This window comes from Gluconobacter sp. Dm-62, from assembly GCF_018256155.1.
Taxonomy (GTDB): Bacteria; Pseudomonadota; Alphaproteobacteria; order Acetobacterales; family Acetobacteraceae; genus Gluconobacter.
The window spans coordinates 105,806-123,061 of the sequence record NZ_JAERLY010000008.1 but is presented as its reverse complement, the minus strand read 5'-3'; the positions used below and the strand labels follow the sequence as shown (position 1 = coordinate 123,061).

Sequence of the window (17,256 nt, the reverse complement as noted above, 5' to 3'; positions counted from 1 at the left end):
CTCGAAAGACGAAATGCTACCTGTGAGGTGGCCCCCATTTTTCGGACAGGACGATAAGCTATAATCCGATCTGAGAGAGGACGGGTTTATGGGTAAGGTTACGCGGAAACGGTATTCGGGTGAGTTCAAGTCTCGTGTTGCGCTGGAGGCGATCCGTGGTGAGCAGACGCTGGCGGAACTGGCGTCGAAGCACGGCGTGCATCAGACGATGATCGCCCAATGGAAGCGCCAGGCGATCGAGGGCATGGCGAGCCTCTTTTCTGGCAAGGCAGCACCGGAAGCGACAGCCAGCCCGGCCGATGTGGAGAAGCTGCATGCGAAGATCGGCCAATTGCTGGTGGAACGTGATTTTTTGCGCGATGCCTCTGCTCGGTTGGGCGTGATCAGAGGCGGCAGATGATTGACCCGAAGCGAGCGCGTCTGCCGATAATCCGGCAATGCACGCTGCTGCAACTCAACCAGTCGGGCGTCTACTATCGGCCTGTGCCACAGAGCGAGGCCAATCTGGAGCTGATGCGGCTGATCGACGCCCAGTTCCTGGAAACGCCGTATTATGGCTCACGGCAGATGACATGGCATCTGCGCCGCCTGGGACATGAAGTGGGCCGCAAGAGGGTCCGGCGGCTCATGGCGATCATGGGCCTGCGGGCGATCTACCAGAAGCCGCGCACGACCGTGCCCCATCCGGAGCATCGGAAATATCCATATCTGCTGCGGGATCTGGTCATCAATCGGCCTGACCAGGTCTGGTGTTCCGACATCACTTATATCCCGATGCACAAGGGCTTTCTCTATCTGGTGGCGGTGGATGGATTGGCACACGCGCAAGGTGCTGTCCTGGCGTCTGTCGAACACAATGGATGCGGAGTTCTGCGTCGAGGCACTCCGGGATGCGCTGGTGCGCTACGGCTCCCCAGAGATTTTCAACACGGACCAGGGTTCACAATTCACGACGCCCCGGTTCACCGAGGTTCTGGAACGACGCCAGGTTCGCATCAGCATGGATGGGCGCGGTCGCTGGCTGGATAACGTGTTCATCGAACGTTTGTGGCGATCATTGAAATATGAATGCGTCTACCTGCATGCGTTCGAGACCGGATCAGAGCTACGGGCCGGGCTTGCCGGATGGATCGCCCATTATAACGGGAAGCGTCCGCATACGGCGCTGGCTGGACGTACGCCCGATGAGGCGTATCATGACGTGCCGAGGCCCTCTGGTCCGGGGTTAACCCCGGACCAGANGTCAGAATGGCGGCATAACGACAACCGGGTATAGCTTATCAAGCCCACAAAACTGTCCGAACGGACGGGTCCACCTCACTGTGCGGCATGGTAGGTGATAAATGAGATCTGATTAAAGTTAGTGCTAGGTTTTTGACACCATGATCGCCCGAGAGATTTCAAAGTCCGTAAGATGATCAATCTGGTGTGTTCAGAATGCGGCTTGAGGAGGCTGCTAAACCGTTTTATCCCATCGAAGGGCTAGCTTTATTGACCTTGTCATTAGTTTAAATCTAAGCCATAAAATCTGTAAGTATTTTATATGAAATTTACGAAGAACATTTTTTACTATTTTGGAGAAAGAGAAATGTTAAATCCCCCCTATGTTGGACTAACTAAAATTTGTATGTCTGAAGATATCCATAACTTTGGATGGGAGATTGGAAATCATACATATGGAAATCCAACTGTCCTAGAAAAGGATAGGGGAAAGCTTTATATTGGAAAATTTTGTTCTATTGCAAAATCAACAATTATATTGGGATCTCACGAAGGTAATAATGTTTCTACATACCCATTTGATGCATTGAAGGCTTGGTGGCCTGGCGCGGACGAACACACAGCATGCCATACGGGAGGGGATGTAATCATAGGTAGCGATGTATGGATTGGAGAGGGAGCCATCATTCTACCTAAATCAAATATTGGACATGGTGCAATCATAGGTGCTGGAACAGTTATCAGGGGATTTGTACCGCCATATAGTATCAGTATAGGAAATCCTGCCATTATTATAAAATATAGATTTGAAGAAAGCTTGATAAAAAGATTAATTTCTGCATCTTGGTGGGATTTACCAGATGAAAAGATAAATAAAATTATCCCCATATTAGCGAAAAATGATGTAAATCGTCTTTTAGAATATATTGAAAATACTTAAAAATTGTAAATAAATATTCTGTTTCTAGAAAATATTTTTAAGTATAACCAAATAACATGTGTAAGCTCTGATTGACGACTTTGTGCTATTTGAGATTACTCTAGACTGGCACTGATCCCTCCATGCAAAGGGATAGGTGTAAGTTATAGATGATATTGAGCAGCCCGATCTCGTGATGGCCTAATCGAAGCTTACACCGTGGATGCAAAACCTCTCTTTAAGTTCTGATCGACAAGATATGCTCAATCTTCGCCCAGATTTGATACGCGTCTATATTAAAATTAAAACACAAATGTGGGATACAGTTTTTTCGATGGTTCTTCGAAAGAAGATCCCGTCTTCCATAAAAATTTTATTGGCTTTGTGAGTGATGGGCCGTTTTCCTCTCCACCGTCGTCCCTTCAAGGCTACACCCTAATTCGAGCCCGAATGGTTACGCCCAAACGTCAGCGTTGTGTTGCTGCGATCAAGTAATCTTTTTCTTAGTCTCATGCGACCATTGGTCGCAGACGCCGCCGTCGATCAGCTTGAATTTTGAACCGATGAGACTGTGGGATTTATAACCGAAAACGGGCTGGAAAGATCTGCTGCAAGCATGTTCTTATTTTTTACCAACTTATTCTGCCACTTCTCAGAGACACGGACCGTCTGAAGAGTCGCTTTTTCAGCGTTGGTATTCACTGCCCTAGGGACGTTAGAAATGTCGTGTTATAAAGAAAAATTGAATGAAGCTAATCAGGTTTATAAAAAACATCCATATTTTTAGATAAAAAGCTATTTTTGATTATCCTTAAAATATATGCATTGATCATGTATCCTTTTGAGGGATATTTTAAGGATCGAATTTAAATACGAGATGGGCGAGGAAATGATTTTATCTCATTGCGATAGCGTATACGGGGGGGAAACCTTATTAAAGGGAGCACCAAGAATTGATTCCTACGAGGATATTTTATTTGTTCCTGAAAATTATATGGATTCCGCTCCAGGATGTTACGATAGAGGAAAAAAATTAATAACAGCCTCTGGAGTCTTCTTGGGTATACCCGATAATCATTTAATATTTGGTGATTACTTCACCAATTTAGATGCATTGAATTATGAATTCGCAGAAAAAACAGCGCATTATTTTTATCTTGGCCCCATCAATACACATTACGGTCACTTTTTAACAATAACCCTTAGTCGTCTGTGGTGGGTATTAAATAATAATATCGAAGATAATATAAAAATAGTGTATTCTGACAAAAGAACCCCAGAAGATCTGTTTTCCATACCATATATAGGCGAAATTTTTAATATATTAGGCCTAAAAGAAAGTAACTTTATAAACTCTACAATTCCTGTTCGCTTTGAAAAAATTACCATACCCGAGCCCTCTTTCGAAGAAAATAATTTCGTTTATGAAATTTTCGCCAAATTTTGTAATCATATTGGTGATGAGATTGAAGTTTCCAATCCGGCTTCTATTTCGAAGATACCTGTTTATCTGGCGAAAACAAAAATAAATTCAGGTGTTTCTAGAATAAAAAATGAACATATTATTTGTGAAAGACTCAAAAAAAATGGTATAGAAATAATATTTCCTGAAAAACTTAATTTTAGGCAACAAGTAATGATATTTAGGGAACACCCAATAGTTCTTGGAAGTATGGGGTCAGCTCTTCATACAGGAATATTTACCCCAAAAAACAACATAATTGGAATTTCCTATGGAAATGAAATTTGGTCAAATCAATTGCTATTTGATAAAGCAAACCAAAATAACTCAATTTATTTTTATCCAAAAGGTAATATATATAATATCGGAAGAGATGAATATTTTGGAAATAACTTTATTATCACCGACCCAATTGGAGTTGCTGATGAATTATCAGTCAACGTTGACAATTTGTTGTCGATAAAGGGATTTTCTCCTTTACTTAATAAACCTAAGAGTGAATTACCATTTATTAATGGGAAAATAATCTCCAAAGACAAACCAACTACGCAAAGCTCTATTAGTTTGTGGTCAAAAAAGAACACAGTAGAATTAGATTCTGCTGGAGCCGTAAGCGGTTTCTTAAAAGGCACTTATCAGTTTCATACTGATTTCGATGAAAATGCATGGTGGCAAGTTGATCTTGAAGAAAAATCCTATGTGACAGGAGTGCTTTTGTTTAATCGATTTGAAGGTTTAGAACATCGCTCTGCACGTTTGAAACTATTAGGGAGCTATGATGGTGAAAATTGGGAAGTTCTTACTATAAGAGATGAAAATTTTCCATTTGGAGGAATAGATGGAAATCCTTACAAATGGCAGCCAGAAGTACCTGTAGAAATTAGATTTTTACGCGTTCAAATAATAGGAAAAAATTATTTGCACCTTGATCAAGTTCAAGTGTTTGGTTTCTCAAAAGATAATCCAGATCATCTTTGTTACCGCTTAGAAGAATCAGAGATATGGGCAGCAAAAGGCGAATAATCTTTTGTTTATCGTTTAGGAATTTATTATTTTTAATTAGATTTCCATTATTACTTCTCTCGTGCTTAAGCTAACGGAAAGACTCCCCTTAAGTCACGTTGAAAAAAGACCTGATCCAGAATCTTACGATGGTGAGGTTGAGGAAACTAATAAAAGACTAGGCTGTCTTGTCGTAGCAGGTCGCGATGCGCGCGCAACTGCATTAAGAAGGTTAGAACATCCGTTTAATGCAGTTGCTATCACGGTAGTGCCGCCAGTCTATTTCTGGGGCGTACTTCTGCCTTTGCTAATGGAATGATCAGCATGGCTCTGCTTTTGAAGCTGGTATTTTCCTCAGGACCTCTGTGGCTTTTAATCCGAGACTTGGCCTCCGTGAGAACAAGGCCAAGAAGACGTCCCTCACACCCTATTCAGTTCAACGACAGGACCTCGACATAGACCGAGTCTCACTTGCCGTAGTTCCTATGTATGTCTCGTCACGGGCGACTGGTTCGCAGCACATGCAGCATGCTACTGAAAAACTGGCGTCTGTCTCCGGACAGAAGCACCAAACGGCCATGCTCAGGCAGCAGAAACAGGCCAATAATTACCTATTCCTTATCCGTCACATCGCCTCGCGCCATATATCTTCTCTCCACGTGCTATCCTCCAACCAAAAAGTGAATGAGATCTCAAGCAGATCATATGGAATTTTTGTCAACACGGCCTAGTTACAGATAGCGTCCGCCTGACCGGGGGACGCATCTCCTGTTCCGTGTACGCCCGATGAACACAGATCGTAATCATGGGCCTCACGGGACGACGGAAACTGGTATGTATATTGATGATTCCAGGGATCTTTCGGCGCATTCCCGTCCTTCAGATACGGACCATTCCAGTTTTCCACGCCGGAAGGCTTGTGGATCAGTGCTTCAAGACCTTCTTCGCTTGTCGGGTAATTGCCGACATCAAGCTTGTAAAGATCCAGCACCGTCCCAAGACGTGCGATGGACTGGCGGGCAACTGAAACGCGCGCGCCACCAAGCTGCCTGAGCGCTGCTGGCGCCACCAAGCCTACGAGCAGTGCCAGAATCGCAAGCACCACAAGAATCTCGAGCAGGGTGAAGCCACCCTCCCGTTCATCTACGCCTGAACCGGATTCAACCTTTTTCATAAAATCCTCACACGACGCCAAATGTGACGTCCGACTATAAGACAGCTTTTCTGACCTGCCGTGCTTTGCCTGCGCGCTGGAGATCGTCACCCCATGCCCTTCCCTCTTCTTGCCTGCGTGATTGCCAGTGCAATCCGCTACGATCTTCCCCCAAGAGTGCTTCCCGTAATCCAGAGAGTCGAAGGTGGGGCAGTGGGCATGGTGCATCCCAACAAGGATGGCAGCTCCGATCTCGGAATCATGCAGATCAACACACGATGGATACAGACTCTCGCGGCTGTCGCTCATCTTCCCGAGACGCAGACTGCCGCACGGCTGGTTTCCGATTCCTGCTTCAATGTCGCTGCTGCGGCTCTCATTCTTCGTACACTTATCAATCAGGAGCATGGCAACGTCATGCAGGCGATCGGTGATTACCACTCCCATACGCCGGCACTGAACGAGAGCTACCGCCAGAAAGTTCTGGATGCGGCACAGTCCTTGTTTCCCAATACGGAAAACTGAAACCAAAACGCAGTCCACGGAACGAGCGACGACCAGAACCCGTCGCACCTCAAAGCGACAGAAAGCGCGAAACGGCTTTCGCCATTTCACGCCCCTTGTCCGCTTCAGGGAGAACCTGACGATCCTCCCCAGGAGCGTCCAGCCTTACTGAACGAGACCCGTATCCGGATCCAGAACCAGAGGTGTCGTGTTCGGCGTCTGTGTGAAGTCGAACATCGTGTTGATCTGGCCCGAAGCCGCATCAAACGATCCACCACCAAGACGCTTGCCGCTCAGCCAGTTGTCCTCAATGAAACGCACGACCGACGCCTGGCTCGTGATGCGATGACTGACGAAGTTCTTGCGGGCATACGGGGAGATCACGATGAGCGGGATACGCGTGCCAGGGCCACAGCGGCCATTGACGGCTTTGCCGCCCACGCCTTTCGGAGCTGAGCCTGCGGTCCCACAGATTCCGGCACCGTTGAGCTGGTCCGCCGTGCTGTCGAACGAACCCCACAGTGGCTTCTGGAATGCGTGATCATACCAGCCATCCGAGTCATCATAGTCGATGATAATCGCCGTGCTGGCCCATTCCGGCTGGCTCTGAATGAAGTTTACGAGGGTGACGATGCCATTCTGCTCATCAAGCGGATCGGAATTTCCCGGGTGACCGTCCTGATAGGCCTGCATCTTGATATACGAGACTGCGGGGAAGTTCCCGGCCTTTACGGCAGCGTAAAAGTCTTCGGTATCATACTGATGATTTGCGGGTTCGGGCGTCGAGGTTCCCGGAACGGTGCTGTAACCGATCGAAGCCGTAGAGTTCGGGCGGGCATGCGTCGGATTGGCCGTGCTGGCGAAATACTGGAACCAGGCATGATGCGGAATATAATCCGTGCGCGTGCCGACAGTGTCGGAATACGTGCTGCGGCTGCATCCGGTGGTGCTGTTCGCGTTCGTGAGCGTCAGATCGAAGCCGCCCATGAAGCCACCCCAGGAAATACCCTTCTCGTTCAGCAGATCACCAATGTTCTTGGCGTTGATCAGCATCTGCGTCGAGGTCGAGCAGGTGTCGTACGCAGGGTCTTCGTCGTTGATCAGGGTATATCCGCCCTGGCCATCGTTGATGTAGGCACTCCCCAGCTTGCTGCCCGCGATCGGCTGAAGACCGTTAGTCTGCCCGGCCACAACTTCAAGAGCACCCGGCGTGGACGGACCAAAAGTGTCGGTCCAGTTATTATCGCTCATTGCGTAATGCTGGGCGTAATTCCACAGTGCTGTGACCGTGTTGCCATCAAAATAACCCAGAACCTGGCCCTTCGTACCGAAAGCACCCGAGCTTCCAGATGTTGCTGATCCGGTATATTTCGGGAACAGATCCATCTTTCCGCCGTCGTAAGCCTGCTGCTCCGGCGTGTAGCTGTGATTCTGGTCTGCTGTATTGGCCTGCGTCCGGTCGATCCGGAAAGGCAGGGCTGCTCCGGAGCCATTTGCCGAATTTGCATTCGGATTGGTCGTCAGGAGATTGGCATTGGTCAGGTTGTTGACGTAAGGCGTTCCAGCCAGTGCCGTGAAGCTCGGCTCACCACTCACGTTTGCGGCTTTGGGGTAAGTCCCAAAATAATGATCGAAGGAACGATTTTCCTGAAAGATCACGACCACATGTTTGATGGGAGTAGCGGTCGCATATGAGTCGGCCGCGGAGGAAGACGCCGCAAGCGCCACTGACGGAAGAAGAATGGAGCCTGACAGGAGTACTGCCAAGCCAGCCTTTGCTCGTTGTACGCTATTCATGGACACCTCAGTAAAACCTTTCCTCACTACGGTCGGATACTCAAGACCAAGCTGTGAAAAACGATGCTGTTAATAACTGTTCTATCGATAAGGCAGTGTTATACTTTTATTAAAAAATTATGAATACAGGATTTAAAAAATGTCCTGCCGAAGAAATTCAGCACATTGCTTCATGACTGAAACATGAACGGATTTTACTTCTTTGTTTTAATGACAGAAGAAAGGGCATTTTGTACGGCCCCATCGGAATAATTGTCCCGAACAAACGTTCTGGCGACTTGCGCTGCGGAGCGATACGCCTCCTCTTCATCATGATACTGCACAATAAGCTGAACAAACTGTTCCACATCTGTCGCGACAAGACAGTCCAGTTCGGGAGGAAGGGATATTCCTTCCGCGGCGATCGGCGTCATGATGCAGGGAACGGACGCTGCAAGGCACTCAAGCACCTTGCCTTTTACTCCAGCGCCAAAACGCAACGGAGCAATGCCGACCCGTATTTTTCCCAGCAGACCGGAAAGATCAGCAACGTGCCCCATGATCTCGACATTTTCCGTGCTGCTGGCCGCCAGGGATGCTGGCATATTGCTGCCCGCAAGCATCAGGGTCACATGGGGTGCAATTTTGTGCAGACGTGGCGCAATGTCCTCAAGAATCCAGTAGGCTGCGTCAAGATTGGGCGCATGACTGTAATCCCCGACGAAAAGCACGCCAGCTCTTCTCCCGAACGCAGGCGGTCTGCCACGCACCGGAACATGCCATGGCACAACGAAGGTCTTGGACTCAGGAACTGCCTTTTGTAACCATTTGGCTTCAGCTGCTGAATGCGTAATGACCGCATCCGCCATCCAGGCCGATGTGCATTCCAGCAGACGCATCTGACGGGCGGCACTCAGCAGCTCCGGCCGCTCCTGTACCTCTCCCTGACGCTGAAGACGGATGTGGTGCAGGTCAGCTACGGAATAGACCGCCATCGCCTTCGGCTGCATGTGGCGTACAAGAGCGAGATAGCGCGACACTATCGTCTGTCGATGCAGATACACCAGATCGAACGTTCCCGACTGCGCTCTCAGAACGTCCTCAACCGAAGTATCATAGGGTGAGCGATAGACAACAAAACCTGCCTTACGCAGGGCATCATAATCCTCAGCGCGCCTATGCATTTCATCAGCCGCCATGAAGCTGACTTCATATCCATTTTCACGAAGACCATGCATATGGGACAATACGGCGCAGGACCCGGCATCCCGGTTTGAAACGGGCACACGGGCATCGATCACCAGCGCTCTTTTGGGGAAGGCGGTTTCCCCGATATCTTCCGCTACCATACGGCGCTTCTGACGCTGCTTCTTTCGTGCGTCCTGCCGTGAAAGCGTTTCTATGCGCCCCTGTGCCACGCGGTCTGTCTGATCCCGGAAAAATGCAAGCGCCTCTTCCTGCACAGCCAGATCGCGCAGAGACGCCACGGCTGCTACTGCACGCGAAACCGTCTGCCTGAATGTGTCGTTCAGACCCTCTGCTGGCTCGAGCACAACCGGACTGCCTGCCAGACGCATACCGTCAGACGCACGCCGGATATCAATTGAATGGCGAATGTCCGACGGCAGAGACGCAGGCAAAAGAATGTCAAACCCGCAGCGTCCGTCGCCAAGACCCACAGCCGCGACATCAGCCCGACGCCCGTTTGCGATGACGCTGGTCAGCAAGCGGCCATTGTCGAAGATTTCAAGCGCGACAGAGCGTCCGTCCTCACCAGTCTCGACCGCCCAGCCCCGAATGCGGTCATGATCAATGTAATCGATATGTCCCGACAGCGTCCGGGAAGAGGGCTGCGCCTCTACACCGAGAACCCAGGGGGTTCGTCCAATCAGGGATCCGTCTGCAGCATGACGGACTTCAATGTGATGGTCCCGCTCTTCCGACAACCCAAAGGGCAGCAGAAACTCGAAACCGAAATTCCCTCCTGCATCCGGCCGGGGTTCATCAGCCTGTTTTTCGGCCAGCACAACCCCATGATCCACCAGCTGAACAAGAACGGGCTCCGCAGAGCCATCCTCACGCGCCCAGCCACGCACCCGGTAACGGTCGATATTGTCAATAAAGCCAAGAAGTGGACGGTGCGTCATGCCGTCCACTCCGAACCGAAGTCCATGTCCATGAGGCCTCAGCTCGCAGAAGCTGTCCGTGCCACCGGAACCGCCGCCAGGCGGCGACGAACAAGCCGGTCAGCCCGAGCTGACATAAACGACCCCGACTTTTCGTGTTCCAGTGCTGCTGTGACCACCGGATCAGTGACCTCCAGGGCCTCAAGCACAACCGTATCGCTCAGCAGAGCTCCATCACTTTCCCGACGGATCTCGATCACATGGCGCGAGAGAGGCGACAGTGGTGACGGCAGGGCGACATCAAACCCGCAATGGCCGGCATTAAGTCCGGCCCTGGCAACGTCATGACGCATCTGCCGCGCCACGACACGCGCGAGCAGAACACCATTACCCAGGATCAGAAGGGTAACAGGATCAGCGTCATTACTGCCATTGCAGGCCCAGCCCCTGAAGCGGTTCCGCGCCGCAAGGTCGATATGCCCTTTGAGTGGGACGTCTCCCGCTGCTGCCGCATCGCTGATTTCAACGAGATCGATCATCCAGGGACCGTTGCCCAGCGTCACCGCGTCTGAAGCGCGACGGACCTCCAGCATGTGCCGCTCCGACGACAGCAGCGGGTTCGGCAGATCAAACACAAACCCGCAATCAAGGCCAAGGGCATCATGCGGCAGATCCGCAACTGTCTCCGCAATGACAACACCATGATCCAGAAGCTGCACACGCACCGGCAGGCCCATGCAATCTTTCTGAGCCCAGCCTGCAACCCTGTGATGATCTGCCGTGTCGATGGAACCGCAGCTCGGATCTGCCCCGACGGCCGGAAGAAGGTTCAGCTGGGCACGGATGCGTTCGAGCCTCTCGCCTTCCTCAACACGTGGCGCGCAATAGACTGCTGGCACGCGCACCGCATCCGGATACAGCACGTCATATTCGCTGGCGTTATGGAACATCCCGCGTGAGTCGTCGTCCACAAAGGTCTCCGAAGGCGTGTCCTCCGCAAAGATGATGTCGTGGCTCTCAAGTTCGATGTGAAAATACGACACTTCATCAATGTCGCTCACCTGAACAATACTGCTGCCATTAACGAGCTGAACCGCCGGAACCAGAGCACCATCCAGATACATGGCATGCAGTGGAGAGACGAACAGATCACGACGGGGCAGCCCGCTTCCAAGCGCACCCGCACGGAACATCACCGGCAGAACGTCGGCATTGCGTGCCGCGAACTGCCGGGCATAACGCCGGCGTCCAATCCAGCGGACAGGCCGCAGAGCTCCGCTCAGAGTAAGGAGACGGTCACCGATCGTCAGGGTCTCGACCGGCCGTTCGCCAGTTTCTGTCGCAATCAGCGTGCCGCGCGCATAGCAGGGCGTCCCCTCTTCAAGAGTCACAAGCGTGCCGCCCGCTTCATCGCTCTGAAGCGTGAAGTAATCGCCCGTATATGAGCCCTGCAACGCGATTGAGGTCGCCGTCCCGTTTTCCGTGATCGTGAGCGTCGTACCGTCAACAATTTCTGCCGTCGCATCAGAGGAAGATGCCAGACCCGTCAGGTCGATGGCTCCCCCGGCCATCACTGTTACACCGTTGATGGCGGACGCATTGGCGACCGACAGGACACCACCACTTTCAACTATAACGCCAGACGCCACCGCACCGGACGACACAATCTCCGTGCCACCAGCCTGGATGTCGTCATTCAGGGATGTTGCGCCAGACAGCAGCATCTGCGTCCCGCCCTGCTGCACCGCCTCCGCCGTCACCGAACCACCCGAAGACACCGTCAGCGTGGCGCCGCCTTCAACCGTACCGGACACTGCAGAGCCACCGGCGTCCACCGTTTCCGCACCGCCGAAGTTCTGCGTGCCCACTTCCGTACCGCCCGACTGGATTTCGATCGTCCCGTCATCAAGGCTCGCATTACTCAGCACACCACCAGCAGCAACCGTCTCCGTACCGCCGTTGATCGCACCATCCGTCGATGTGCCGCCCGCCAGAACTTCCGTCCCGCCATACAGCGCCGTATCCGACGCAGATGCTCCAGACTCCACAGTCTGAACACCACCAGAAAGGACAACGCTGGCTTCCTCAGATGCCCCGGACTGGAGATCCTGCTCGCCCGACACCATCGCATTGCTGACCGATCCGCCAGACATTACGATCTGCTCGCCATCCGCAAGGATGCTGACGCTGTCCGCAGTTTCGCCGGAAGAAATTGTCTGCGTGATGCCCCCCGGGACAACCGAAAGGTCTCCCCCTGTCATCGTCACCAGAATGCTGCCATCGGCAGCAGAGGAAAGCGTCGCAGCCGCATTCGGCTCATTGCCAAGCGAAATACTGGCTACCGACGTCCCGGCGCTGACAACCAGATTACCCGATCCGTCCACCGACACGGACGCATCGCTCGTGAAGGTCATGTTTTCAAGATCAAGAGACGCACCCGACAGCAGCGTTGCACCGGTGATGGCGGAAGCGTCAGCGGCCAACAGGACGCCACCGCTCTCGACCGTCACGCCAGACGCCACCGCACCGGACGCCACGATCTCCGTGCCGCCAGCCTGGATGTCATCGTTCAGGGATGTTGCGCCAGACAGCAGCATCTGCGTCCCGCCCTGCTGCACCGTCTCCGCCGTCACCGAACCACCCGAAGACACCGTCAGCGTGGCACCGCCTTCAACCGTACCGGACACTGCAGAGCCACCGGCGTCCACCATTTCCGCGCCGCCAAAGTTCTGCGTCCCCACTTCCGTGCCGCCGGACTGGATTTCGATCGTCCCGTCATCAAGGCTCGCATTGCTCAGTATACCACCAGCAGCAACCGTCTCCGTACCGCCGTTGATCGCACCATCCGTCGACGTGCCGCCCGTCAGAACTTCCGTCCCGCCATACAGCGCCGTATCCGACGCAGACGCTCCAGACTCCACAGTCTGCACACCGCCAGAAAGGACGGTCACGTCCGAAACCGATTTTCCGTATGTGACTGTCTGGGTTTCGCCCGACGAGACAACTGTAAGAAGCGTTGCCGGAACGCCTGAGGTCATTGTCACCAGAACACTGCCGTCGGCTGCCGAGGAAACGGTCGCGGCGGCATTGTTTTCGTCTGTCAGAGTAAATGTCTGTGTTGAAGATCCAGCGCTGACAACCAGATTGCCTGCGCTGTCCACGGACACCGAAGCATCGCTGGCATACGCCATGTTTTCAAGATCCAGGGATGCACCCGAAAGAAGTGTCGCGCCGCTGACTGTGGATGGGTCGGCCACAGAAAGAAGGGCTCCATTTTCGATCGTAATTCCGGAAATTGCCCCGCCGGAAGCAACACTTGCCGTTCCGCCGGACTGGACATCCATCGTCAGCGCCGTGCCCCCGGAGGTCACAGAGACCTTTCCGCCACTGAGAACCGCACTGTCCAGAACGGCGCCATTGCCAACCGTTTCCGAACCGATGATGACAGCGTTTGTCGAGGTGCCGCCGGAGAGGACTTCGCTTCCGCCTGCCGCCACCGTGGCGCCAATGGTCTGACCACCGGCAGAGACAATGTCTTCCGCGCTGCTGGACACCACGACGTTGCTGGCAAGACCACCATCAAGAACGGTCATCGTCCCGCCCGAAGTGAGCGTATCAGCGAGGGCCGTGCCTCCGGAAGAAACGATAGCGGTAACACCATTCGTGATTGTGACGTTACTGTCCGTACCGCCCGAAACGATCTCTTTCATCCCGGCGCTGAACAGCATCGATCCACCTGTGCGCACCGTTGTGTTAACGGCGGTGCCCGAGGCAATCAGCCCTGTGCCACCCGAGCTGACGACCGTACCAACTGCTTCGCCATTCGTGTCGATAGTGAAATTGTGGTCGCCACTCAGCACAGTCGTATCGATCGCAGTCCCGCCATGGATCCATACATGTCCCTGCAAAGCAGCAACGGTGTCGATCGCGGTGCCACCGGCATAAGCATTGAGAACGCTTCCGGACTCCACTGTCGTGGCAATTCCAGTGCCACCGGAGGAAATATTGGCGTAGGTCCAGCCCCCACTGACCGTAAAGCCGGAGATGACCGCATTTGCAGAGACGTTCAGCGTTGCGGACACGTTGCTGGCGCCCCCAAGCAGGGACCCCGAAATCATCTCACTACCCGACAGGACGGTTGCTGTGCCTCCGGGGTTGATCGTGGTGTTGAAAGCGGTGCCGCCACTGTCCACAACCAGGCTGGCGCCCGATTTCACATCGGTCACACTAGTAACTCCGGCATCGTTTGCCGAAGCGCCGGAGTTCAGTGTGACGTTGGTCGCCGTTGCGCCGCCCAGCACGCTGAAATGGGAATCACCGCTATTGACCGTGGCGCCGGCCACAACACCGCCGCTGCTAATGACGATATGCGCGCCGGAATTGACCGTGGCGTTTACAGCCGTACCGCCGGAAAGGATCTGCAGATAGCCGTCCTGATTGGCGATCGTGTCAGTCGCCGTACCACCGGCAGAGACGATTTCAAAAGATGCCATGCCGGACGTGACGGCACTGATGCTTTCGCCACCCGAAGACAGGATCGTGGTGCCACCAGCTTCAATGTCCGCATTGGTGACACTGCCGCCCTGCTCGACAATCTGGGTACCACCAGACAGAACCGCCATTCCCGAAACGGACTGGCCGGAGGACACAATTTCTGTAACGCCAGCGGAAACCGCTGCCAGAGATCCGGATGTCATTGTCACCATTACACTCCCGTCTGCTGCGGAGGACAGAGTAGCGGCGGCGTTCATTTCGCCGTTCAGCGCCACTGTCGTTGAAGAACCGCCCGCGCTGATCACCAGATCACCATCAGAATTCACGGACACACTGTCGTCGCTTGCATAAGCAAGGTCCGAAATATCGAGCATCGCTCCGGAAAGCAGGGTCGCACCACCGATGTCAGAAGCATCCGCGACTGTCAGAATCGCGCCGCTTTCAAGTGTAACGGCGTTGATGATGCCTGCCGAAGAGAGGCTTTCAAGAGCCGTGCCGCCAGCCGACACCAGCAGATCGCCGCCACTGGCAACGACCATGTCTTTCGCAACGCCGCCGCTGGACACGACCTGAAGCCCACCACTTGCCACTTCGGTGCCTTCTGCCACTCCGGTCTGGACCACCACCTGCGTGCCGCCACTTCCGATGGAGAGGCCCGTGTCCGAACCACCGGACACCAGCTCGACACCACCCGCGGCAAACGAAAGAACCCCGCCGGAAGCAACCTGCGTGTCAACGGCCGTTCCACCACGATTGATCACCATGGTCGCGCCAGACTGAACTTGCGCATCCATTACGATACCGGATATGTTGGCAGAGCCACCCGTAAGGATCGTCGTATCAATGGCAGTTGCGCCACCGGACACATTAAAGTGGCTGGCGCCGCTTTCGACGGTAGCGCTGATGGATGTGGCACCGCTGTTAAGGAAGACGTGCCCTCCGGCACCGTCCGTCGCACTGATGGCAATGCCCCCCGCGGATACAGACAGAGCGCCGTCCTGATCGATCACGGTGTCAAGCGATGTCCCGCCGAGAGACACATATTCAAAAGACGCCTGTCCCGAAATAGCGGCGCTGATGCTTTCGCCACCAGACAGGACATTCTGGGACCCGCCAGCCGAGATGAAAGTGGAAATAGATGTTCCACCGGAAGAAACCACTTCGGCGGCTGCGGAGTTCAGTACGATATTCAGGTTACTGCCCTGGGCAGCCACCAATTTTGTTCCTGATCCGAAATAGGCGCTTCCACCATCCAGCACCGAAAAATTGCTGACAACGCTTCCGGCGGAAATGACGGCCGAGCCACCGGACGCGATCATATCGCCAATGGATGTTGCGCCGCTGACAAGGATTTCCGTCGAACCACTTTGCACGGTCGTCGCGCTGACAACTGCTCCGGACTGGATGTTCTCAGTCGCCCCCGTTTCGATGGTCCCACTGATGGCTGTCCCGCCAGCCTGAACAAGTTCACCGGCCCCGGACTGCACATCAATGTCCGTTACCGTACCGGCAATAATCGCCGAACCACCACTTGCGACCGTCACGCCACTGGCAGTCGTGCCGGAAGAGACCACCAGGGTCTGACCTGAGAGAACCGTCGTACCCGCGCCGGATGCAGCATTGATGGTCGCCAGGACACTTCCATCCGCAGAAGAAGAGAGTGTCACCTGTGCACCCGTGGCTTCACCCGAAAGCAATACGGAGACAACCGATCCGTCACTATTAATCGACAGGACATCCCCGGCGAGCGTTGCCGTCTCCGTGCTTGTCCATGCGACATTTTCAATGTCGATTGACGCGCCAACCTGCAAATTGGCCGACACCACAGCCGAAGCGTCAGCGACATCCAGAAGTCCGCCACTTTCAACCGTCACATTCGATGTCAGACCACCGGCTGCAACGATCTCTGTTCCCCCTGACTGGACATCGTTCGCACTGGCAATTCCACCGGAGAGCACGGTGTCAGTCGCACCGTCTCCTACAGTCGCCGACATCATGGTGCCGCCTGCAGAAATGATGCTGCTTCCCCCCGTCGTCAGTACGGCTGAGAGAGATGTGCCCCCCGAAAGAACAGTCTCTGAGCCACCGCCAATCTGCGCAGCGTTATCAATGCCCCCGCTTGAGATAACCGCTGTTCCGCCGTAAATCGCCGCCGACAGCAGAACGCCGCTAACCTGTTCTACCGCCCCATCCTCGATCAGCATTGCGTTTTCGGAGATGCCTCCCGCGGCGACGGTTTCCGTTCCACCGGCCATCAGGGTGGTCTCGGTGGCGGACCCGGAAGCCAGTATAGTGTTCAGCCCACCTTCCTCGATCATTGCTCCGGACGTCACGCCGCCGGACGAGACCGTTTCTGTCCCACTCACGTCCGCGCCTGAGGCGACACCCCCCTCAAGGACGAGTTCCACACCACCTGCCTGTACTGACGCCAGCTGGCTTACGCCCCCTGACGAGACGATTTCCGTCCCGCCAGACGAGATGATTTCACCGGTTTCTGACGAACCCGCGCTGACAACGGCCGTCGAACCAGACGCCACAGTAACCATGATGAGCAACCTTTCGAGGCTTCAGTTTATGAATAGAGGCTTGGGATGGCGGG

General features: G+C 53.6%; 7 protein-coding genes and 1 pseudogene. 4 read left to right on the top strand and 4 right to left on the bottom strand.

Annotation, left to right across the window (positions count from 1 at the left end; genetic code table 11):
* The first annotated feature begins 88 nt into the window (after positions 1–88).
* From JK202_RS09965 to JK202_RS09955, 3 genes and pseudogenes are all read left to right on the top strand, one after another.
* Positions 89–1,276, top strand: a pseudogene (locus JK202_RS09965) (IS3 family transposase).
* 267 nt (positions 1,277–1,543) lie between these two features.
* Positions 1,544–2,161 (top strand): CatB-related O-acetyltransferase, encoded by a 618-nt coding sequence (locus JK202_RS09960; protein ID WP_211560643.1) that lies wholly within the window; start codon positions 1,544–1,546, stop codon positions 2,159–2,161.
* An 856-nt stretch (positions 2,162–3,017) separates the two neighbouring features.
* A complete protein-coding gene (locus JK202_RS09955) occupies positions 3,018–4,625 on the top strand; it encodes a glycosyltransferase 61 family protein (RefSeq protein WP_211560640.1) in 1,608 nt (535 codons plus the stop codon).
* A 706-nt stretch (positions 4,626–5,331) separates the two neighbouring features.
* Here JK202_RS09955 and gspG read toward each other — a convergent pair.
* Positions 5,332–5,778 (bottom strand): type II secretion system major pseudopilin GspG, encoded by a 447-nt coding sequence (gene gspG / locus JK202_RS09950; RefSeq protein WP_211560637.1) that lies wholly within the window; start codon positions 5,776–5,778, stop codon positions 5,332–5,334.
* 93 nt (positions 5,779–5,871) lie between these two features.
* Here gspG and JK202_RS09945 point away from each other — a divergent pair, with 93 nt between their 5' ends.
* Positions 5,872–6,282: a lytic transglycosylase domain-containing protein gene (locus JK202_RS09945; RefSeq protein ID WP_211560634.1), complete on the top strand. Its 411-nt coding sequence runs from the start codon at positions 5,872–5,874 to the stop codon at positions 6,280–6,282.
* 144 nt (positions 6,283–6,426) lie between these two features.
* On the opposite strand, the gene JK202_RS09940 is transcribed toward JK202_RS09945, so the two are convergent.
* The 3 genes from JK202_RS09940 to JK202_RS09930 all read right to left on the bottom strand — a co-directional run bounded on the left by JK202_RS09940 (position 6,427) and on the right by JK202_RS09930 (position 17,203).
* Positions 6,427–8,058 carry a phospholipase C gene (locus JK202_RS09940; RefSeq protein ID WP_249199915.1) on the bottom strand — a complete coding sequence of 544 codons (1,632 nt, stop codon included), beginning with the start codon at positions 8,056–8,058 and terminating at the stop codon, positions 6,427–6,429.
* 194 nt (positions 8,059–8,252) lie between these two features.
* Entirely contained in the window at positions 8,253–10,184 is a 1,932-nt protein-coding gene (locus tag JK202_RS09935) for a glycosyltransferase (protein ID WP_211560631.1), read from the bottom strand.
* A 38-nt stretch (positions 10,185–10,222) separates the two neighbouring features.
* The gene (locus JK202_RS09930; protein ID WP_211560630.1) at positions 10,223–17,203 is read right to left on the bottom strand and encodes a Hint domain-containing protein; all 6,981 of its coding nucleotides are present in this window, start codon (positions 17,201–17,203) and stop codon (positions 10,223–10,225) included.
* Between the last annotated feature and the right edge of the window lie 53 nt (positions 17,204–17,256).